The organism is Flavobacterium sp. KACC 22758, from assembly GCF_028736135.1.
GTDB classification, from domain to species: domain Bacteria; phylum Bacteroidota; class Bacteroidia; order Flavobacteriales; family Flavobacteriaceae; genus Flavobacterium; species Flavobacterium johnsoniae.
The window spans coordinates 5,344,803-5,366,910 of the sequence record NZ_CP117878.1; the positions used below are offsets into that span (position 1 = coordinate 5,344,803).

The window sequence follows — 22,108 nt, forward strand, 5'->3', positions numbered from 1 at the left end:
GTTTAAAACTTATAGTCATCATGAACTTATCTTATGGTAAATTTGACTACAAGTGTAAAACTTTTTTTCTATTTTAGCAAAATATTAAGGTTATTTTTTTTTGATTCTGATTTATAGTAAGGTGTTTTTGTCAATACAATAAGATCTCTTACTAAATAGAAATAAAAGATTCAGAAAAAACTTCCAATTATAAATTTGATAATCAGACATTTAAAGAAGATTAAATTTTCAGATCATTTTTTTAGTAAAATTTAAATCACTGAACGTCAATTTTTTGCTTTGTTAAAAAAATATTAAGTAATCAAAAAAGGCAGTTATGCATTTTATTTGTTTAATTTGTCAAAATTTATTTCGCACATGGATAAAAAAGTAGATGCCGAATCTGTTGCAAAAAGCGAACAAAATGCAATGAATGCAATAACCATTGACTGTGTTGTTTTTGGTTTTGATGAAGGAAGTCTTGAAGTCCTTTTAGTGCAGCATGCTGAAGGTATTAGTAAAGGCAAATGGGGACTTCCCGGCGGATGGATTTATAAAAGAGAAAGTACAGATAATGCCGCACATCGTTTATTGAACGAGCTTACCGGACTTGATAATATTTACCTGGAGCAGCTTAAGGCTTTTGGAGATCCGGATCGTTTTCCGCTTCGACGTGTTATAACTATAGGATATTACGCTCTTGTAAAAAGAGAAGATTACAATATTAAAGCCGGTTTTACAGCATCTGATGCCAAATGGTACAAAATCAACAGTATTCCGGATTTGATTTACGATCACAATGAGATTTTATCTTACAGTATACAAAATCTTCGCAACCGTGTTCGTCAGGCTCCTATTGGATTTAATCTGCTTCCGGAAAAGTTTACTTTACTCCAGTTAATGCATCTTTATGAAGAAATTCTTGGAATTGAAATGGACAAATCTAATTTTAGAAGAAAAATTCTGCACATGAAATTATTGGTCGCTTTAGATGAAAAACAACAAGATGTTTCACACAGAGCAGCTAAACTATATAAGTTTGATCCGGATATTTATAAAAAACTGACTGAAAAAGGATTCAATTTTGAATTTTAAAAACCGCTTATAAAAGCATACAATGGCAATATCATCATCTAAAAAAAACTCACAAACAAACAGCTGCATTGCCGCCAATACTGTAACACCCGAAATTGATGGTATTTCAGTTGACTGCGTAATTTTTGGTTTCAAAAAAGAAAGCCTTGAAGTACTTTTAGTTCAACATGCCGGAGGAGAAAGCGAAGGAAGCTGGGGACTTCTTGGAGGCTGGATGAAAAGACAAGAAAGTGCCGATGATGCCGCTCACCGAATTATTTATGAACTTACTAGTCTTGACAACATTTACCTGGAACAGTTAAAAGCATTTACAAATCCGAGTCGTGTTTTAGACCGTCGAATTGTAACAATTGGATATTATACTCTCGTAAATCAGGAAGATTATAATGTAAAAGCCAGTTTAGATGTGCGAGAAGCAAAATGGTGTAAGATTAAAGAAATCCCAAATTTAATTTTTGACCATAACGAAATTTTAAATTTCAGTTTATTACAACTTCAAAATCGTGTGCGCCAGGCACCAATTGGTTTTAATCTCCTGCCAGAAAAATTTACTTTATTGCAGTTGATGCATTTGTATGAAGAAATTCTTGGAATTGAATTGGACAAATCAAACTTTAGACGAAAAATTCTGCACATGAAATTATTAGTCGCTCTCGACGAAAAACAACAGGATGTATCGCACAGAGCTGCAAAACTCTACAAATTTGATCCGGATATTTATAAAAAACTGACCGAAAAAGGATTTAATTTTGAGTTTTAAAATACAAATGGGCATCAATAATAGATGCCCATTTTTTTTTTTGAATTCAATTTGACTATAAACAGGTCAAAACACAGGTATAACCATCAAGCATAGGATAAGAACTTCCCTGACAGCCCGTGGCTACTAAACCATATCCTGAAGCACAAATACTTTTAGGAACAGTAAATCGGCCAACGGGTGTTACGCCGCCATTTATATTTTTCATTTCTTCATTTGAAAGCCTGCCAAATTTAGCGGCAAGCTGCATAGTTTGTTTTTTCATAATTTGTTGGGGTTAAATTAGTAAATAGTAAAAACTCATTTTATTACTTCGAAGATGTATCTCGTGCACAGATAAATTCTAAGAAAATAATGCAAAAAACCAAAGCTGATCAATCTTATGGTTATAATGACTACAAGTATAATCATATTTAATCTAAACGACAATTATTCGCACAAATTTTACAAATAACCCGGCTAAAATTCATTTTGGCTGTTTTTTCGACAAACAACGATTGAAATAAATCTATAAACACAAACATTCTTCAAGTTTTTGATTGAATGGCAAACCGTAATTATAAAAGAATGAATGTGTTTAGGTATTGAAATACAGCTTTTTGGCTTCAAATTTCAAAATCCTTCAACTAAATTCCAGAATCCAAAACTTTGCGCTATCTTTGCCACTTGATAATATGTGTTAAAGCGATTGCTACAGCGCATTTTACATCAAAAAAATACTTAAACTCGATAGAGAACTGATATACTAAAATGAAGAAGATTCGTAACTTTTGCATTATTGCACACATTGACCACGGTAAAAGTACATTGGCGGACAGATTACTAGGCGCAACACAAACCGTTACAGCTCGTGAAGAAAAAGCACAATTGCTTGACAACATGGACCTGGAGCGCGAGCGTGGTATTACCATAAAAAGTCACGCCATTCAAATGGAATACAAATACAAAGGCGAAGAATATATCTTAAACTTAATTGATACTCCGGGACACGTTGACTTTTCATACGAAGTTTCCAGATCTATTGCTGCCTGTGAAGGTGCGCTTTTGATTGTAGATGCGGCTCAGAGTATTCAGGCACAAACGATTTCAAATTTATATTTAGCTCTTGAAAACGACTTAGAAATCATTCCGGTTTTAAACAAAGTTGATTTACCAAGTGCTAATCCAGAAGAAGTAAGCGACGATATTATCGATTTACTAGGATGTAAATTAGAAGATATTATTCATGCTTCGGGAAAAACTGGTTTTGGTGTTGAAAATATTTTGGCAGCAATTATTGAAAAAATCCCTCCTCCAAAAGGAGATCCGGAAGAACCATTACAAGCTTTGATTTTTGACTCAGTTTACAATCCGTTTCGCGGTATTGAGGTAATCTTTAGAGTTGTAAATGGTGAAATCAAAAAAGGCCAGAAAATTAAATTCATGGCTACTGATAACGAATATTTTGCTGACGAAATTGGAACTTTAAAATTAAATCAGGTTCCTAAAAATGTGGTTTCGGCAGGAGATGTTGGTTATTTGATTTCTGGAATTAAAGAAGCCCGCGAAGTAAAAGTGGGTGATACAATTACAGATGCAAAAGTACCAACTACAAATATGATTACTGGTTTTGAGGATGTAAAACCAATGGTATTTGCCGGTATCTATCCTGTTGACACAGAAGATTACGAAGATTTACGTTCTTCTATGGAAAAATTACAGCTGAATGATGCTTCATTAGTTTTTACTCCTGAAAGTTCTGCTGCATTAGGATTTGGTTTCCGCTGCGGATTCTTAGGAATGCTTCACATGGAAATTATCCAGGAACGTTTAGAGCGTGAATTCGATATGACTGTAATTACAACAGTTCCTAACGTTTCGTATTTGGCTTACACTAAAAAAGAGCCTGAAAAAGCATTAATTGTAAACAATCCTTCAGATTTACCGGAACCTTCAAAACTAGACAGAGTTGAAGAACCATTTATTAAAGCTACAATTATTACAAAAGCTGATTTCGTTGGAAACGTTATGAGTTTATGTATTGAAAAACGTGGTTTAATTACCAACCAAACTTATTTAACTACAGAACGTGTTGAGTTAAACTTTGATATGCCATTGGCCGAAATTGTATTCGATTTTTACGATCGTTTAAAAACAGTTTCTAAAGGTTATGCTTCTTTTGACTACTCTCCCATTGGAATGAGAACTTCGAAATTAGTGAAACTTGACGTTCTTTTAAATGCACAAACTGTTGATGCGCTTTCTGCATTGATCCATGAGGATAACGCTTACAACATTGGTAAAAAAATGACCGAAAAATTACGTGAGTTAATTCCGAGACAGCAATTTGACATTCCAATTCAGGCAGCAATTGGAGCAAAAATTATCGCTCGTGAAACGATTAAAGCGCTTCGTAAAGACGTTACCGCAAAATGTTATGGTGGAGATATTTCGCGTAAGCGTAAACTTCTTGAAAAACAGAAAAAAGGTAAAAAACGTATGCGTCAGGTAGGAAATGTTGAAATTCCGCAAGAAGCATTTATGGCTGTTTTGAAATTGAATGACTAGATTTAGTATTAAGATTTAAGTACTAAGTATTAAAAATATATAGAAACCCGATGACTGATGTTATCGGTTTTTTTATTCGCAAATATTTAATTATTATCCATTTTAAAAACCAAATTATCTTAAAATATCCTCAAAAATAAACAGGGAAATACTTATAAAAACGCAGGATTATTAACTCTATAGCTTCTTTTTTAATGCATTCGATTAGGATTCTCAAAAGTTTTAACATTAAAATATAACTTTAATCTTACAACTTTTAAAACTAATATCATGAAAACTAGATTTTTTATTATTTTATCAATGCTGACTTTCTCATTTGCAAATGCTCAACAGGATGAAGTCGACTCTGAAATGAACTCTGCAAAAGGCGTGACCTTCCAACAAGGCGACATGATTCTCGAGGGTTCAATAAAAATTAGTACCGGAGGCGAGAATGATTATTATGGATTCAGTCCAAAGTTTGGCTATTTATTGAATGACAAATTTGCAGTTGGAGCAAAAATAGATTACTCCAGTAATAAAGAAGAAGCAACAGGTATTAAAACCAATGTATTCGGAATTGGCGCTTTTGCTCGTTATTATTTCTTAGAATTGGACAAAAAACGTTTGAAAACGTATGCTGAAGTTGGTTTAGGTTATGGAAGAAATAAAACCGAAACACCGCTGGCCGGCAGTGATACTGATAACAGCTTAACTGCTGATATTAATGTGGGATTAAATTACTTTGTAACTAAAAACATCGCAGTAACTTTTGTTTTGGCAAATGTTTTGGCTTACAACAGTGTTTCTCCAGAAAATGGTCCATCGTCTGATACTTTTCAATTAAACATCAATTTATTTGAGAACATTTTCGATCAGCCTCAATTTGGAGTTTTGTACAGATTTTAATTCATTTCTACGATTTATTAAAAAAAGCTGTTCCAGTTTGGAACAGCTTTTTTTATTTTCTTTACTTTTTTCATTTGTATCTTTGAATCTTTAAAGCTGTAAAAAATGCTTAGCTGCTCAGAACCTTAGAATCTTAAAAGAAATGCTAGACGAAACCCCAAAACGATTTGATAGAATTGTTGCCATTCTGATTCAATTACAATCAAAAAAAATTGTAAAAGCGCAGGAATTGGCAGATCGTTTTGAATGCAGTTTAAGAACGATTTACAGGGATATTCGAACTCTCGAAGCTTCTGGAGTTCCTATTTACAGTGAAGCTGGAGTTGGTTATGCTTTAATGGACGGGTACAGACTGCCTCCTGTAATGTTTACCCGCGAAGAAGTAAGCAGTTTTATTGCTGCCGAAAAACTAATGCAGAAGTTTACTGATCCTTCTTTGGGAACACATTATGGATCTGCGATGTACAAACTGAAGTCTGTTTTAAGAAGTAACGACAAAGATTATCTTTCAAACATCGAATCCAGAATTGTAATGCAGGATGCAGAACCAATGTTTAATGATAATTCGCCAAACACTTTGGCGGTTCTTTTTGAAGGAATTGCAGAGAAAAAACAAATTCTTTTAACCTATAAAACTTTTGATAAAGACGAAACTACTCAACGTAATCTGGAGCCAGTAGGGGTTTTTCATGATAATAATAATTGGTATTTTCTGGGATACTGCCATCTTCGAAAAGATTACCGACAGTTTAGAACCGACAGAATTCAGGAAATAAAAAAAACAGATATTGATTTTACGATTGAACACGATGCGCTGGAAACCTATTTAACCAAAACTGAAACCTGCCCAACAACAAAAGTCCGTCTTTTAATTGACCGTAAAATCGCGAGATATTTGGCAACTGAGAGAAAATATCATGGTTTTATTTCACAAAAAGAAGTCGATGAAAAAATAGAAATGACTTTTATGTCAAGAGATATTACTAGTGCATTTCCAAGATGGTTTCTTATGTTTGGAGATTATGCCGAAATTCTGGAACCTGAAATATTAAAAACCAATGTTTTGAAATTATTAGAAATCAACAAACAAAGGCTTTTATAGAAAAAACTCCTGATAGAATTATCTTCAGGAGTTTTTTTATCTATTTCTATTTCTGTTTAACAACATTATAAAAATTGTAATCTGTATTTGAGGCATCTGTAATGCCAATGTTTCGTCCCATTGTTACAATCTGGCCTCTATGATAAGTTCCATGATTAATAACCTGGATTACATACTCAGAAATTGGCAGTTCGCACTCAAACCACGGATTAGTAATTTTAACTTCTTTAACCAAATCTTCTTCTGACAATGAATTAATAAGATGTTTCAATTTTGCAGATGAATTTAAAAGCCCGTCGAATATTTCTTCTTTCGATAATTCATTTTCTGTTTTCTTTTCAGACATTGCAGTCTCTGAAATCACAGAAAACCAATATTCTTCAGTTGACCAAATATGATCGAGGGTTTTCATAATTGTCGAGAAACTCGAAGGAACTTCGGCATAGAGCAAATCATCTGGCTTTGGCGACAGCCAGTTTACAAATTGCTGGTTTACCCATAAATTGTAATCTGCATAATTTGACATTATCTTTTTTAAGCTCATGGTCCTTAAATTTTAGATTTGTTTATAAAGTTATGAAAATCATAAAATTATCTTTCCCAAAAAAATGGTGGTTCGATGTTTAAAGCTCTTAAATATACGTATGCCTGCCCGCGGTGATGAACTTCGTTATCAATAAAATACAAGATATTTTGAATAACAGGAAATTCATACTGCCCAAAAAGATTAAAGGTTTCGCTGAAATCTTCAATAGATAATTGTTCCCAATATTTATTGATTTCTTCTGTTGCCTGATCCCATTTTTCAAGATACTGTGCTTTAAAAACGAGTTTTTCTGCTTCTTCTGAAAATGGTGTTGTTTCTTTAGTCACAATTCCTTTCAAACCCGGAACTGCAATAGCTAAAAGTTCATCAATTAATTTTGCAAAAGGACGCATACCGCCAATTGAAAACTCAAAGAAATCTTTTTCAGGAAAAAGTTCAATTAAACGACGCGTAAGTGCGCGGTGTCCCTGCCAGTGTTTTAATAAATCTTCTGAAGTAATTACTTGTGCTTCTAACGTTTTCATAATTTTTAAGTTTTTAAATTTCTACAATTCAAAATTAAAATGGGCCGGTGACAACAGTTTGTCAGCAGGAAAAAATAATTTTAAAAATATTTTCTCTGTCCTAGAAAGCACCGCAATGCAGTAAAAAAAAACTTAGAACCTTAGCTTCTCAGAATCTTAGCATCTTTAAAAAAAACCTTTGTACCTTTGCTCCTTACAAACTTTGGAACTCAGAAAAAATGATCGAAGATAAAAATCCGCAGCGTACCAGCATATCACAATTAGGCGAGTTTGGCTTAATTGAGCATTTAACACGAAACTTTGATGTTACACAAGAATCTACTTTAAAAAGTATTGGCGACGATGCAGCTGTTCTTGATTTTAAAGACAAAAAAACCGTTATTTCAACCGATTTATTAATTGAAGGTGTTCACTTTGACCTCGCTTATATGCCTTTGAAACATTTAGGTTATAAAGCAGTTGTAGTAAACCTGTCTGATATTTGCGCTATGAATGCAAAGCCAACTCAGATTACAGTTTCGGTTGCTGTTTCTAATCGTTTTCCGCTGGAAGCTTTAGAAGAATTATTTGAAGGTATTACACATGCAGCAAAAGAATACAAAGTAGATGTTATTGGCGGCGATACTACCTCATCTCAGAAAGGATTAATTATAAGTATTACAGCAATTGGTGAAGCTGATGAAAATGAAATTGCTTACCGAAACGGTGCCAAACAAACCGACTTGCTGGTTGTAACGGGAGATATTGGCGCGGCTTATATGGGATTACAGGTTTTAGAACGTGAGAAGCAGGTTTTTCAGGTAAATCCAAACAGTCAGCCGGATTTAGATCCTTATACGTATTTGGTCGAAAGACAATTAAAACCAGAAGCCAGAACAGATGTTCGTACGCTTTTGCATGCCCTTGAAATTAAACCAACTTCAATGATTGATATTTCTGATGGTTTATCTTCAGAGATTATACATTTATGCAAACAGTCAAAAGTGGGCTGTAATTTATATGAAGATAAACTTCCATTAGATCCGCAGTTTATTTCTACTTGCGAAGAGTTTAATATCGACAGTACAACCGTTGCTATTAATGGCGGAGAGGACTATGAACTCCTTTTTACGATTGATATTAATGATTTTGATAAAATAAAAGGAAACCCAAACTTTTCTATCATTGGCCACATGGCAGATGAAAGCGAAGGAATTCATTTGGTAACCCGTGCTAATACCAAGATTGCTTTAAAAGCACGCGGCTGGGATGCTTTGAGTGAATAAATTCAGTATCAGTATTCAGTCTCAGTTTATAAAACCTGACAGAATTAGATTCTGTCAGGTTTTATTTTTATGCATTTAAATCTAAAATCTACATTCTTAAATCTAAAATTTTAAAAGAGCCCTTTGCTTTTGGCTTCTTTAACTAAATCGTCATCTGAGCCAGATCTTACTTTAAGGAGTTCTTTAAGACTTACTCTTCGTTTTTCAATTTCGGTTAAAGAAATGGGGATATATTGAGGCATTTCAGATACTTCAGTACCTTTTGACAAGTGAAATAAAATTTGTTTATCAAACTCATCTATTTCTATTGAATTGTGCGGTGACTGATTGAGCATTTTAACTACTGACTGACTGTAATATTTTTGATTGTTCATTACTTTATCAAAGGCCAGGAGAAGCTCATCAAAAGTAAGGTCATTTTTAATTATCAATCCGTTTGGATTAATTGTTCTTATAATTGTTTTTATCTTGAGCAGTTCTGTGTACATTGTCAAGAGAATGATCTTGCAATATGGCATTTTTTTCATGATAAGTTTAGCAAGGTCTTCGCCAGAAAAAAGATTTTTTTCTTCGTAAGCCGGCATACTGATATCCAGAAAAGCAATTTCAAACTGCGGCGTGTTTTGATCTTCTAATAAATCATAGGCCGATCTGCAATCATGAGCTTGTGCTATTTCAAACTCATATTCATTGGTTTTATAGCGGGTTATAGCATTTTTGTATCCTTCAATTATAAAAGGATGATCATCTACAATTAAGATTTTAGGCTTAATTAATTCCGAAATTGGGGATTTCAAATTAAATGTCATTTTTCTGCAGGTTAATTTTTTGATCGATTGGAACTTTAACTATAAGAAGTGTCCCTTCTCCTTTGGCAGATTTTATTGCAACTGTACCCTTACATTCTGCTGCTCTATATTCGATATTATGCAAACCGATACCATTTTTTGTACGTCTGACATTAAATCCAACTCCATCGTCTAAAATTGATAAAACCAAATGATCAATTTCACTTTTAAACTCTACTTTTATTGTATCTGCCTTTGCATATTTATTACAATTTTGAAGTGCTTCCTGAATTATTCGATATAAATTAATCTTTACTATGTTGTTTACAAGCTCCCATTTTATATGCGAATCAAAAGAAGTTTCCAGTTTTGAAGGATACGTATTTTTTTGATTATCAAATAGTTTATTTAAAATTACTACAAAATTATTAATTAATTCAGATTTTTCTCTATTTAAGTCATGCGAAATTTCACGTATGTCCTCTTCAATATGTTTCAGCTCGGCTAAATATTTCCTGCGTTTTTCTGCCGCTTCTGCTTCATCAATTTTATCCAAACTGTCTAAACTAATTCTAACTCCAAACATTCGGCCTAAAACTCCATCGTGTAATTCCTGGGCTACTTTTTTCTTTTCCTTAATTCGGGTTAATTCAATTTCATTCTGCTGTGAAATCATTAAATTGTAAATGTCTTCGTTTGCAATTTGCTGCTGCTGTTTAAAAAGCAGTTCTCTGTTTTTTGCCTGCTGCGTTTTGTAAACATAGAAAAATAAACCAATCAAAGTACAGATACTGAAAACATAAATCAGGGTTTTGTTTTTTTCCTGCAAGCTGGAATTTTGGTCTTTTATTTCGTTGGTTTCGTATTCTATACGAGAAAATTTTTCTCCCATATTTCGCTCTGCTTTAAGCATTTTATCATTAAGGCGAATGTATTCACGGGAATATTTTGCTGCATTTTTAGGATCTACAACAGCAATCTGTTTAAGTGCATCTAATGTGTTTTTTATTTTATTTGTGCTTCTGGATAAATTTAATGCTTGTTTTGAAAATTGAATTGCACGTAAAGTATCTTTTTTTAAAGCATAATATTCAGATAAATGAATTTTACTTATTATAATTCCTGATTCTAATTTCAAACTGTCCCTGATTTTCAAAGCATCATAAAACTGTTCAGGTAATCCTGTAAAATCTTTTGATTTAAATTTAGATACGGCCAAATTATCTAAGAGCATTGCATACAAATCAGTATTTCCGTTATACAAGTCTTTTTCTTTCAATCCTTTAGACAAATAATCTTTTGCTTTGGCGAAATTATTCATCCTTAAATAAACGAAGCCAATATTATTTAACGAAGTTGCTTTTAACTGAAGATCTAATGGAATTGATTTGTCTTCAAGCGTAATTAATGCTTTATTATGATATTCAAGAGACTTTTCATACTCTTCACGTTCGTTGTATATAATACCTAATAAATTATAGCTGTCATAAATATCTCTTCCAACATTTTTTTCATCTTTTAATATTTTAAGAGCTTTAAAAACTGTTATTTCACTTTCAAAAAAATCACCTTGGGTTAATTGCAGATCTGCCTTAATTAAAAAAGTTTTAGCTAAGTGAAGATTATCATTGATCTCCATATATATTTTCTCTGCCCGAAAATAGTTTAAAAAAGCACTATCTGAAATAGTTTGTGATTGATAATAATCGCCTAAATAAGTATATGCTTTGGCAATATTGATAGAATCCTTATTTCGTATTGATTTTTCTAAAACTAATTTTGAAACATTTTGAAACGAATGCCAATCACTCATGTTATAATAGCGATTTGCAACTTTGAAAAGATTTACTGTTTTGAGTGAATCATCTTTTTGATTCTTCACAATATCAAAAGCCCGTTTATTATATTTTTGTTTATAATGAAAAGGCAGATCTATATCATTTGCTAAAGAGAAATAAATAGAAAGACTGTCTTTTGAAAGGCTTAAAGCTAAATCATTCTTTTTTTTATCTGTACAAGCAAATAAAACAATAAGCAAAGACAATAATATCTGCTGGTGTTTTTTCAATTTATATTTTGATTTTCACCAAAAATACTAAAACTATAAACACAAAAAAAAAGCTGCCAAAAAACTGACAACTTTTTTCTAATATTAAATTTTGTTGAACACTTAGTCCAATTTAATTCTTGATTTTGTTAATTGACTTTCAGAATTAAAACTTTTAAATTGACCATTGTTTAAGTTCATTTGATCTGATGACATATACTCATCTGTTTTTCTGCCATTTCTTCCTTGCTGGCTTCCGTCTGTATCAAAACTTATATCTATACTTTTATCAGCAGATGCGTTAGATGCTACAGGGTTTGCAAAAGAAGTTGCTACTACTACTAGTGAGAATAATCCGAAAGTTAAAGCTGTTTTTTTCATGTTTTGAGGTGTTTTATTTTTTTATATTTATTTGGGGCTTAGTGATTGTTTTGGTGTCAATCACGGTGTAAAACTAAGTCCGAAATCAAAAAATATATATACGAAAAAATCAGTTTGTGGTAGATCGTACCCAATTGATAGTCAATGGATAGCAAATTAATGTAAACATCTAATTATTAGACTTCTAAGTAATTTCCTTCAGAAAAATCGCTGATAATTAAATCAACATTTGATTTGTAAGTTTTCGAAAAAGGAATCTTTTTCGAGGAGTTTTTTATGTAACACATTGAGTTTCCGTTATGAATCCTCGCAATGTAATTTCGATTAATAATATAACTATTATGAATTCTGACAAAAGGATACGATAAAACATGCTCAAAATGTTTTAAAGTTTTAAAGGCCGTTATCATTTCTCCCGAATTTAAATAAATATCCGTCGAATTATTATCTGCCTGAAAATAGCTGATATCATCTGCATTTATATAACGATGATCACCATATGATTTGATACAGATTACGAGCGGTTTTTCGACTATTTGACGCACTTTTGCATCAGATGTTACAACTAGAGGAATTTCTTTCTTAAAATCACCCGATTTTGCTTCTTCCGACAGGCGGTTTAATTTTAAAATGGTTTTTAATAATTCGGCCGTAACCAGCGGTTTTAATATATAATCGAAAACACCATATTTTATAGCTTCAAATGCTGCATCTTTTTTAGACGTTAAAACAACAATCCGGGGCAGTACATTTAAAAAACGATGAAGCTCGTTAATAAACACAAGCGATAAATTGCTTGAGGATTTTTTAGGATCTATTTCTAAAAATACAAGTGAAGGTTTGTATTCTAAAACCAAATTTAAGCCGTCCTGATAATTCACTGCCGATGCCAGAAACAATAATTCCGAAAAACCTTCCGCAATTGTCTGGGTTTTCGAAATACTATCTGCGTCATCATCAATAATTATATACGAATACTTTTTCAATTTAGGTTCTATTGACTTTTTACGAATATAAGAGAGTTCTTGTATTTTTTATATATTTTTTTTCTCTATTCTTATAAAAAATAAATCTGGCTCTTTTATTCGTAATTAAAATTACAATTTTAAAAGAACTAACAGTTTCATTGTTAACAGATTATATTCAAATGTTAACACAAAATGACAAAATGCAGAATTTATCGATTAAATACATCTTTTTAAATAAAAAAATCCCAAACTCCTTTTACGGAATTTGGGATTTGTATATCGCAATATTTTAAAATTACATTTTCATCAGCCAGTTTTTCATCGAAACTTCGTTTTCAATAATACCTCTTAATTCAGATATTTTTACACGATCTTGTTTCATAGTATCTCTATGACGAATTGTTACCGTTTCGTCTTCCAGAGTTTGATGATCTACAGTAATACAGAATGGCGTACCTAATGCATCTTGTCTTCTGTAACGACGGCCTACTGCATCTTTCTCATCATAAGAAACATTGAAATCCCATTTTAAATCTTCAATGATTTTCTTTGAGATTTCTGGCAATCCATCTTTCTTAACTAATGGTAAAACTGCTGCTTTTGTCGGCGCTAAAACTGCAGGTAATTTTAGAACTGTTCTTTCAGAACCGTCTTCTAAAGTTTCTTCTTGTAATGAAGTAGCAAAAACTGCAAGGAACATACGATCTAAACCTACAGATGTTTCAACTACGTATGGCACATAGTTTTCGTTTAATTCCGGATCGAAATATTGTAATTTTCTTCCTGAATATTGTTCATGTGCTTTTAAGTCAAAATCAGTACGAGAGTGGATTCCTTCTAATTCTTTGAAACCAAATGGAAAATTAAACTCGATATCTGCTGCTGCATTTGCGTAATGCGCTAATTTTTCGTGATCATGAAAACGGTAATTCTCTTTTCCTAATCCTAAAGATAAATGCCAGTTTAAACGAGTTTGTTTCCAGTGTTCGTACCATTGCATTTCTTCTCCCGGACGTACAAAAAACTGCATTTCCATTTGTTCAAATTCACGCATACGGAAAATAAATTGTCTTGCAACAATTTCGTTTCTAAAAGCTTTACCTGTTTGAGCAATTCCAAAAGGAACTTTCATACGGCCAGATTTCTGAACATTTAAAAAGTTTACGAAAATACCCTGTGCTGTTTCTGGACGCAAATAAAGATCCATTGCATTTTCTGCAGAAGCTCCTAATTTAGTTCCAAACATTAAGTTGAACTGTTTTACATCTGTCCAGTTTCTTGAACCAGTTTCAGGATCAGCGATTTCAAGTTCTTCGATCAAAGCTTTTACATCTTCAAGATCTCCGTTTCCTAAAGAACGTCCTAAACGCTCTCTGATTTCTTTTTCTCTGGCCAAATATTCAACTACACGGGCATTTGTTGTAATAAATTCCTGTTCGTTGAATGCATCACCAAAACGAGCTTTTGCTTTGTCAATTTCTTTTTGCGCTTTTTGATGAATTTTTTCAGCAAAATCTTCAACTAAAACGTCTGCTCTATATCTTTTTTTAGAATCTTTATTATCAATTAAGGGATCATTGAAGGCATCAACGTGGCCTGAAGCTTTCCAGGTTGTTGGATGCATTAATATTGCAGCATCAAGGCCCACAATATTTTCATTCATCTGAACCATTGATTTCCACCAATATTCACGGATATTCTTTTTTAATTCGACACCGTTTTGTGCATAATCATACACTGCACTTAAACCGTCGTACACTTCGCTTGACGGAAAAATAAATCCGTACTCTTTTGCGTGCGAAACCACATTCTTAAATATATCTTCTTGTTTTGCCATAGTAATGCAAAAATATAAAAAGTAGTTATAAAAAAAAGAAAAATAAAAAAGATTGAAGGCCTATTTTGGCTATTTTTGTAACTAAATTCTTTCTATTTGTGTTTAATTTTATTATTGATCTCTTTTTCCCTAAAGTCTGCTCAGGATGCCGCTCTGTTTTAATGACTAATGAAACGGTTTTATGTACAAACTGCAGGCATGAAATGCCTTTAACGCAATATCATTTAGATCCAGATAATCAGGCTGTCAAAAAATTCTACGGCAAGGTCGAAGTCGAACATGTATCTGCTTTTTTATACTTTAATAAACAAGGCATTGTTCAGGAACTCATCCATAATTTAAAATATAAAGGACACGAAGAAATTGGAACAGTTTTGGGCAATTGGCATGCAGAAGATTTAAAGGAACTAAAACTCAAAAATCCGTTTGATGTTATAATTCCTGTACCGCTTCATCCCAGAAAATTTAAGGAAAGAGGTTATAATCAGGTTACAACATTTGGAAAAGCTTTATCTGAAACCTTAAAAATTCCTTTCGATAATTCTATTTTATACCGAAAGAAATATTCTAAAACACAATCAAAAAAGAATCTTTTAGGGAGATCTGAAAATATCGAAAACATCTTCTATGCTAATTTATCAGAACAAAATCAGAACAAACATTTTTTAATTGTAGATGATGTTCTAACCACCGGAGCAACTCTCGAAGCTTGTTCTCGTGCTTTACTCAAAATTCCGGGAGCAAAAATCAGTATTGTCTGTATGGCAATGGCAAATTCGTAAAGATTAAAATTCTAATTTAAGATAATTTTCTTAACAGTTCTTTTATCTCCATCAACAATTGTCAAAAAATACACTCCAGATGAAGATCCAATAGGCATTGTAATTTGTTTATTAAAATTATCAACATGCTCAAAAGATTCTGAATAAACTGTTTTTCCAAGTATATCGTGAATGTATATTTGCGTTCCTTCTTTTGATTGACTTTTAAATTCAACTGTAACCGTTCCTTTAGTAGGATTTGGATACGAAATTACTTCTTCAGTTACAGGTATGTCTACACCCAAAGTAAAAGTTTGATTGCAGATATTTATCGAAGCCGAATTTATTGTACCAAAACTTCCAACTACTGCATCACGAACTCTAAGCGTCCAATTCCCTTCTGGATTTTCTCCATTAAAAATACTCAGCGCATCTGTTGGAAGAACTATTTGACTTGTTGTTGAAGAGCACTGCAAATTAGCTCCAGAATCGTCAAACTGTAATGCTAAAGTTGAGTTTGTACTGGCACATCCTTTATCAAATAAACGAACAATAGTTCCCTTTGGACTTACGATTTGAATTTCAAGATCTGAGAATCTTGCATGTGTAACATTAATCGAAACGTTTACATCAGACACAGTTCCCGTTGATGATGGAACGGCAGCATTTCTGGTTGTAAATGAAGTTCCGTATGGAATACTAAAAGAACTTCCAAAACTATAATCGCTACAGTTTGTGGTTGAAGTGTAACCAATTGCAAATGATTTGCTGTTTAATGCATAATAAATATTGGCAGTTGGCTCAATCAAAATTCTGCAATTTGTAGCTGACTCAAGACCTTCCGGAATCAAGACTGTTTCTGAACCATCATTTGCTGTTGCTGCAGCCAGAATAGTTGGAAAAGTCAATCCTCCATCTGTAGATAATTTGATATTTACTGTCGAAGAACCTTGAAGTGTATTCGTATTATTAACGCTCCATGTAATATTTTGATACGATCCCTGCAGCCAGCTTATATCATTAGTATTTTGAGAAGTTAAGGCAAAAGGTCCGGCAGATGGTGTTACTGTTACTACCATTCCGTCAGTATTAGTTTGAGCGAGACCCAAAGCACCATTATCTCTTCCTGTTAAAGTAAAATTTAGAGTTCTTGCAATTGACGAAACTGATTCCCATCTTGTTGTAAGCCTGTTTTGAAGTACATAATCAAAACTTGGCATGTAACGAACTGGTATAGTTCCCGGAGGTATTGATCTAAATAAAGGCCCGTTTGGTTTTGCTGCATAAGCAATACTATTATCGCCAGAAGTATTTGTTGCGTTATCGTTCTCTTCCCAAGTATAGGTAAGATTATCAGAACCAGAACCTGATCCGGTTAAAATAAACGGTGTACTAATTGGAATTGTAAAATCGTCACCAGCACTAATCACTGGCGGGTTATTAGTTATACTAGTACTAACCGGACAACTTTTTCCTGCAAGGTTATTTTGTATTTGAAGAATACTGGCATATGCAAAATAGTCATCTGAATTATCCTGTATATTATAATTATCCGTTACACCGGCATATCCCATAATAGTAGAACCGCTTCCTGGTTCTACACTTACTCCCGTACCTTCGATATCATAAGAAAATGTATGATTGGCACCTAATTGATGACCAATTTCATGAACCACAAAATCAACATCAAATGTATCGCCTTGAGGTCTGCTGTTTGATGGTGAAGTATAACCGCTTCCTTTTCCTATTACATTAGATGGTGTTGGACTTACACAAACACAGCCAATACAGGCAGCATTTCCTCCTCCGCCAGAAGCTCCAAATAAATGCCCTATATCATAATTACCTTCACCAATTACATTTGTAATTGTACTTTGAACTTCTTTACTCCAAAAATCATTACCATCTGTATCTGTAGAAGTTCCTTTATTTGCATTCGAGTATGGATCTGTAGATGCATCTGTATAAATCAAAGCATCGTTATTTGCAATTAAAATCAACTGCACTGCTAAATCTCTATTTAAAATTCCGTTTACCCTTGTTAATGTAGCATTCATTCCTGCTAATGCCCCGGCTTTTGTTCCTCCAAAAAATGCGGTGTATTCTCCTGTACAAGACAATGCTAAACGCATCGTTTTAAATACTTTATTGTTTGAAGTCGTTTTTGCTGTCTTTGATATATTAGCATTTTGCGAAACTAAATCTGCTGTTTTACAAGACAATTTGGCTTTTGAGGTTTCACTTTTAGAAGAAAACAAAACATATTCTGTTTTATTATCTGGATTTTCTTCTATAAATTCAGTTCCTTTATGTGTGCGAAAAACCATTGTTTGTAAACCATTCGGCGAAAAACTAAAATGTATTTTTGCCGATTTATCATCTAAACCGCTTCCTTCATACGATCTAATTTCCGGATATTTTGCCTGAAGTTCAGGATCAAAATTTGAAGATTCCCAAACTTGAAATCTTTCTAAAACACCTTCAGCATTAGGAATTGTAATTTCAGTACGATTACTTTTTGACTGTTTTGATGTGGTAGGTGAAAGTTTTGCTTTTAGAAAATCTGTATTTAATCGATAATACAATTTATCAGAATCTTTAGACCCTGTCTGTTTTTTTACGGCTGAAGCAGAACCTGATCTTTGCCATAAATCATCACTTTGAGCATGAAGTTCTACACAACAAAATATAAACATTAAAAAAAGTAGTTGTTTTTTCATACTTAAAAGAGGCTTTTATATATATCAAAATTAATAGATTTAAATCAAATTCTTACATGTAAACGATAATAAACGTTTTTTAGTCGACGAATCGATTCTTTTTTCGGCAAAAGAAAGCGAATCTTCTTAAAAAATCAATTCGATGAAGCACAAAATTTAAAATAGATAGTATAAATTTGCAGCATCTTAAATAATTTGTTTTGAAGCTCTTTCATTCTATAAACGATTTCCATACGACCAAGAAAACAATTTTAACTCTTGGAACTTTTGACGGCGTACATATTGGTCATAAAAAAATTCTGGAAAGAATTACTGAAAATACCGAAAATGGAAAGTATGAAAGTTTAGTGCTTACTTTTTTTCCGCATCCAAGAATGGTTCTACAGGAAAAATCAGAAATAAAACTTCTAAATACAATTTCTGAAAAAACAAAACTTTTAGAAGCAACCGGAATTGAAAATCTGGTTATACATCCGTTCAACGAAAGTTTTTCAAGACTTACTGCCGAAGAATTTGTGCACTCCATTTTAGTAGATCAATTCCATATTCAAAAAATAATTATTGGACACGATCATCGTTTTGGAAGAAACAGAACAGCAAATATTGACAATTTAATTGCTTTTGGGATTGAATACGGTTTTGAAGTCGAACAAATATCAGCCGAGGAAATTCAGGATGTTTCGGTAAGTTCTACTAAAATTAGAAAAGCTCTTACTGAAGGAAATATGATTTTGGCCAATGAATATCTGGGATATGACTATTTCTTAACCGGCGAAGTTGTTCAAGGAAAACAATTAGGAAGAACGATTGGTTTTCCTACTGCTAACATACAAATTGAAGAAGAATACAAATTGATTCCTAAAAACGGAGTTTATGTAGTTCGCGCTTTAATTGATGAAAAGGAAGTTTTTGGAATGATGAATATTGGTTTTAACCCAACTGTTCACGGACAAAAACAAACCATAGAAGTCAATCTTTTTGATTTCGATACTGATATTTATGGTAAAAAAATCGAAGTTTCGTTACTTCAATATCTTCGTGACGAACAAAAATTCGGTTCTATTGATTTATTAAAAGCCCAATTAAATCAAGACAAACAAAATGCTTTGTTCTTTGTGAGTAAACTTCAATAAAATTTCAAAAAACACTTTTAACTCTTTTTAGATCATCGTAGTTATTTTTTTAGTAAATTTGATATAGAACTGTTTTTCAAATATTTACTATTAACTTCTTTAAAAATAACCACTATGAAATTACCTAAAGAAATAACAAACGGTTTTTTAATATTCCTCGGAATTGGGATTTATTTTTTATTAATGAATCTATTAGGTTTGGCAGATTTATTCTACCTGCGTACTCTTAACGTATTCTTTATATTTTATGGCGTAAACAGGACAATGCAGATGAATCTTCATGAAGGGGAAACAAATTTTGTATCCAATGCGGTTTCTGCAATGGCAACTTCTGTTGTTGGTGTGGCTCTAAGCGTTTTTGGATTATTAGTTTATAGTTATGCACGAGGCGGCGACGCTTATGTCGAAACTTTGTCTAAAACTTTTATGTTTGGAGGAAATCCTTCTGTTCCAACCTATTGCATCTGCCTGCTTTTTGAAGGACTTGCTTCTTCGGTTATTGTTACTTTAATGATGATGCTGTATTGGAACAATAAATATGCTGCCGATTAATTAATCAAAATAAAAACCATTATTTAAGCACTTTAAAATCATAAAAATTAATAATTATATGATTTTAAAGTGCTTTTTTTATGAAATTATTTAACAAATATTGATTTACAACACGCAATGTTGTTGATTCAAAAATTTAATTACATTTGAAGCTTCAAAAACAATTTATCCATGAGCATGACTACAAAACACAATTGGACAAAAGACGAAATTATTGCAATCTACAACAAGCCATTAATGGATTTGCTGTATGAGGCAGCGACGATTCACAGACAACAACATGATCCAAACGTGGTTCAGGTATCTACTCTGCTTTCTATAAAAACCGGCGGATGCCCGGAAGATTGCGGATACTGCCCACAAGCAGCAAGATATAATACAGGAGTTGAAGGAAATGATTTAATGACTGTAAGTCAGGTAAAAGCACAGGCGTTAAGAGCAAAATCAAACGGATCATCCCGTGTATGTATGGGAGCTGCCTGGAGAAATGTTAAAGACGGTGAAGAATTTGATCAGGTTTTAGAAATGGTACGAACCATTAATAAACTTGATATGGAAGTCTGCTGCACTTTAGGAATGCTCACTGAAAATCAGGCACAGCGTTTAGCCGAAGCCGGTTTGTATGCTTACAACCATAATTTAGATACTTCTGAGGAATATTATAAAGATGTAATTTCAACACGCGGTTTTGAAGACCGTTTGCAAACTATAGAAAATGTTCGTAAAACGAATGTAACAGTTTGCAGCGGGGGTATTATTGGAATGGGAGAAAGTATTGAAGACAGAGCCGGAATGCTTGTTGCACTATCAACTTTAAATCCACAGCCGGAATCAGTTCCTATTAATGCCTTAGTTGCAGTTGAAGGAACTCCAATGGAAGAGGAAAAACCAGTTGAGATCTGGGAGATGATTCGTATGGTAGCCACTACCCGAATTGTAATGCCGGAAACTCAGGTTCGCTTGTCTGCAGGAAGAACCAATATGTCACGCGAAGGTCAGGCAATGTGCTTTTTTGCCGGAGCGAATTCAATTTTTGCCGGAGATAAACTACTTACTACACCAAATCCTGATGTTAACGAAGACATGAAGATGTTTGAGACTTTAGGCATGGTGTCTCAAAAACCATTTATTAAAATAATGCAGCCTAAAACAGTTGAAGCTGCTGATTCTCAATTTGCTCCATTGGGAGAGAAACCAAAATGGTCTAGACCCGGACATACAATTGAAAGAAACATTGAAGCATCGATCAAATCAAAAATTTAATTAAAAGAGCTCAAAAATCTCGATAAATATTTTTAAATTGCTTATGACACAGAGTTATAAGCAATTTTTTATTTGTACTAATGAAATTAAAACAAATCGAGAGGGTTAAAAAAATCTCTAAAGATGATTTTGTTTCCCAATATGTAAAAAAACAAATTCCCGTTGTTGTCGAAGAATTAACCGAAGATTGGCCAGCTTATGAAAGGTGGAGATTATCCTATATTAATAAAATCGCCGGTGATATTACTGTTCCTTTGTACGATGACAGACCTGTAAACCATGAAGAGGGTTTTAACGAAGCTCATACAAAAATGAAAATGAGCGATTATATTAGTTTATTAGAATCAAAACCTACCAACTATCGCATTTTTCTTTATAATTTGATGAAAGAAGTCCCAGTATTGAAAAACGACTTTTTATGGCCGGATATTGGCTTAAAATTAGTTAAACAATTACCAATGCTTTTTTTTGGCGGAGAAAATGCCCGAGTTTTTATGCATTATGATATTGACTATTCGAATATACTGCATTTTCATTTTCATGGTGAAAAACAGTGTATGCTTTTTGCACCGAATCAGTCAAAATATATGTATAAGGTGCCGCATGCTTTAATTTCGAGGGAAGATATTGATTTTGATAATCCGGATTATGATAAATTTCCTGCTCTTCAAAATGCAGAAGGTTATATCACAAATCTTAAACATGGGGAAATGTTGTATATGCCAGAAGGATATTGGCATTATATGAAATACCTCACTCCCGGATTTTCTATGAGTCTTCGTGCTTTTCCAAAAAATATTTCCAATTTATCAAAAGCCGCGTACAACATCTTTATCATGCGTTATTTTGACATCATGATGCGAAAAGTAAAAGGTCAGAAATGGATTGATTATAAAAACGAAAAAGCTATTCAGAATACCAATCAAAATATCCGAAAGAGTGCTTGAGCAT

At 32.9% G+C, this 22,108-nt stretch carries 20 protein-coding genes; 11 read left to right on the plus strand and 9 right to left on the minus strand.

What is annotated here, in order from left to right:
• The first annotated feature begins 357 nt into the window (after positions 1 to 357).
• A complete protein-coding gene (locus PQ462_RS22850) occupies positions 358 to 1,074 on the plus strand; it encodes an NUDIX hydrolase (protein WP_121359861.1) in 717 nt (238 codons plus the stop codon).
• Between the two features lie 22 nt (positions 1,075 to 1,096).
• Positions 1,097 to 1,834 carry an NUDIX hydrolase gene (locus tag PQ462_RS22855; protein ID WP_012022872.1) on the plus strand — a complete coding sequence of 246 codons (738 nt, stop codon included), beginning with the start codon at positions 1,097 to 1,099 and terminating at the stop codon, positions 1,832 to 1,834.
• Between the two features lie 55 nt (positions 1,835 to 1,889).
• On the opposite strand, the gene PQ462_RS22860 is transcribed toward PQ462_RS22855, so the two are convergent.
• Positions 1,890 to 2,099: a hypothetical protein gene (locus PQ462_RS22860; RefSeq protein ID WP_274251718.1), complete on the minus strand. Its 210-nt coding sequence runs from the start codon at positions 2,097 to 2,099 to the stop codon at positions 1,890 to 1,892.
• Positions 2,100 to 2,584: 485 nt separating this feature from the next.
• Between PQ462_RS22860 and lepA the strand changes: the two genes are divergently transcribed.
• From lepA to PQ462_RS22875, 3 genes are all read left to right on the plus strand, one after another.
• The gene (gene lepA, locus PQ462_RS22865; RefSeq protein WP_012022874.1) at positions 2,585 to 4,381 is read left to right on the plus strand and encodes a translation elongation factor 4; all 1,797 of its coding nucleotides are present in this window, start codon (positions 2,585 to 2,587) and stop codon (positions 4,379 to 4,381) included.
• A gap of 270 nt (positions 4,382 to 4,651) precedes the next feature.
• Positions 4,652 to 5,269 carry an outer membrane beta-barrel protein gene (locus PQ462_RS22870; RefSeq protein ID WP_012022875.1) on the plus strand — a complete coding sequence of 206 codons (618 nt, stop codon included), beginning with the start codon at positions 4,652 to 4,654 and terminating at the stop codon, positions 5,267 to 5,269.
• 142 nt (positions 5,270 to 5,411) lie between these two features.
• Positions 5,412 to 6,371 (plus strand): helix-turn-helix transcriptional regulator, encoded by a 960-nt coding sequence (locus tag PQ462_RS22875; protein ID WP_274251719.1) that lies wholly within the window; start codon positions 5,412 to 5,414, stop codon positions 6,369 to 6,371.
• A 46-nt stretch (positions 6,372 to 6,417) separates the two neighbouring features.
• Here PQ462_RS22875 and PQ462_RS22880 read toward each other — a convergent pair whose 3' ends face one another.
• Positions 6,418 to 6,915, minus strand: a complete 498-nt coding sequence (locus tag PQ462_RS22880) for a DinB family protein (protein WP_274251720.1) — start codon at positions 6,913 to 6,915, stop codon at positions 6,418 to 6,420.
• A gap of 47 nt (positions 6,916 to 6,962) precedes the next feature.
• A complete protein-coding gene (locus PQ462_RS22885) occupies positions 6,963 to 7,442 on the minus strand; it encodes a DinB family protein (RefSeq protein ID WP_274251721.1) in 480 nt (159 codons plus the stop codon).
• Between the two features lie 218 nt (positions 7,443 to 7,660).
• Between PQ462_RS22885 and thiL the strand changes: the two genes are divergently transcribed.
• Positions 7,661 to 8,707, plus strand: coding sequence for a thiamine-phosphate kinase (gene thiL / locus PQ462_RS22890; protein WP_274251722.1), 1,047 nt, complete (start codon positions 7,661 to 7,663; stop codon positions 8,705 to 8,707).
• Between the two features lie 110 nt (positions 8,708 to 8,817).
• Here the strand turns inward: thiL and PQ462_RS22895 are convergent, their stop codons facing one another.
• The 5 genes from PQ462_RS22895 to PQ462_RS22915 all read right to left on the minus strand — a co-directional run bounded on the left by PQ462_RS22895 (position 8,818) and on the right by PQ462_RS22915 (position 14,728).
• Positions 8,818 to 9,516 (minus strand): response regulator, encoded by a 699-nt coding sequence (locus PQ462_RS22895; RefSeq protein WP_274251723.1) that lies wholly within the window; start codon positions 9,514 to 9,516, stop codon positions 8,818 to 8,820.
• A complete protein-coding gene (locus PQ462_RS22900) occupies positions 9,506 to 11,563 on the minus strand; it encodes a tetratricopeptide repeat-containing sensor histidine kinase (RefSeq protein ID WP_274251724.1) in 2,058 nt (685 codons plus the stop codon). Before PQ462_RS22900 ends, PQ462_RS22895 begins: the two co-directional genes overlap by 11 nt.
• Before the next feature lie 102 nt (positions 11,564 to 11,665).
• On the minus strand, positions 11,666 to 11,923 hold the full coding sequence (locus tag PQ462_RS22905) for a hypothetical protein (protein WP_274251725.1): 258 nt from the start codon (positions 11,921 to 11,923) through the stop codon (positions 11,666 to 11,668).
• Positions 11,924 to 12,099: 176 nt separating this feature from the next.
• A complete protein-coding gene (locus PQ462_RS22910; RefSeq protein ID WP_274251726.1) occupies positions 12,100 to 12,909 on the minus strand; it encodes a LytR/AlgR family response regulator transcription factor in 810 nt (269 codons plus the stop codon).
• A 277-nt stretch (positions 12,910 to 13,186) separates the two neighbouring features.
• The gene (locus PQ462_RS22915; protein ID WP_012022884.1) at positions 13,187 to 14,728 is read right to left on the minus strand and encodes a glycine--tRNA ligase; all 1,542 of its coding nucleotides are present in this window, start codon (positions 14,726 to 14,728) and stop codon (positions 13,187 to 13,189) included.
• Positions 14,729 to 14,889: 161 nt separating this feature from the next.
• Between PQ462_RS22915 and PQ462_RS22920 the strand changes: the two genes are divergently transcribed.
• Entirely contained in the window at positions 14,890 to 15,510 is a 621-nt protein-coding gene (locus PQ462_RS22920; RefSeq protein WP_443135212.1) for a ComF family protein, read from the plus strand.
• Between the two features lie 11 nt (positions 15,511 to 15,521).
• On the opposite strand, the gene PQ462_RS22925 is transcribed toward PQ462_RS22920, so the two are convergent.
• On the minus strand, positions 15,522 to 18,209 hold the full coding sequence (locus tag PQ462_RS22925; RefSeq protein WP_274251728.1) for a zinc-dependent metalloprotease: 2,688 nt from the start codon (positions 18,207 to 18,209) through the stop codon (positions 15,522 to 15,524).
• A gap of 200 nt (positions 18,210 to 18,409) precedes the next feature.
• Here PQ462_RS22925 and PQ462_RS22930 point away from each other — a divergent pair, with 200 nt between their 5' ends.
• From PQ462_RS22930 to PQ462_RS22945, 4 genes are all read left to right on the plus strand, one after another.
• Entirely contained in the window at positions 18,410 to 19,342 is a 933-nt protein-coding gene (locus tag PQ462_RS22930) for a bifunctional riboflavin kinase/FAD synthetase (protein WP_274251729.1), read from the plus strand.
• Between the two features lie 114 nt (positions 19,343 to 19,456).
• Complete coding sequence (locus PQ462_RS22935; RefSeq protein WP_012022888.1) at positions 19,457 to 19,894, plus strand: hypothetical protein; 438 nt, start codon at positions 19,457 to 19,459, stop codon at positions 19,892 to 19,894.
• Positions 19,895 to 20,065: 171 nt separating this feature from the next.
• Complete coding sequence (gene bioB, locus PQ462_RS22940) at positions 20,066 to 21,157, plus strand: biotin synthase BioB (protein ID WP_274251730.1); 1,092 nt, start codon at positions 20,066 to 20,068, stop codon at positions 21,155 to 21,157.
• An 80-nt stretch (positions 21,158 to 21,237) separates the two neighbouring features.
• On the plus strand, positions 21,238 to 22,104 hold the full coding sequence (locus PQ462_RS22945; RefSeq protein ID WP_274251731.1) for a cupin-like domain-containing protein: 867 nt from the start codon (positions 21,238 to 21,240) through the stop codon (positions 22,102 to 22,104).
• Positions 22,105 to 22,108 lie beyond the last annotated feature (4 nt).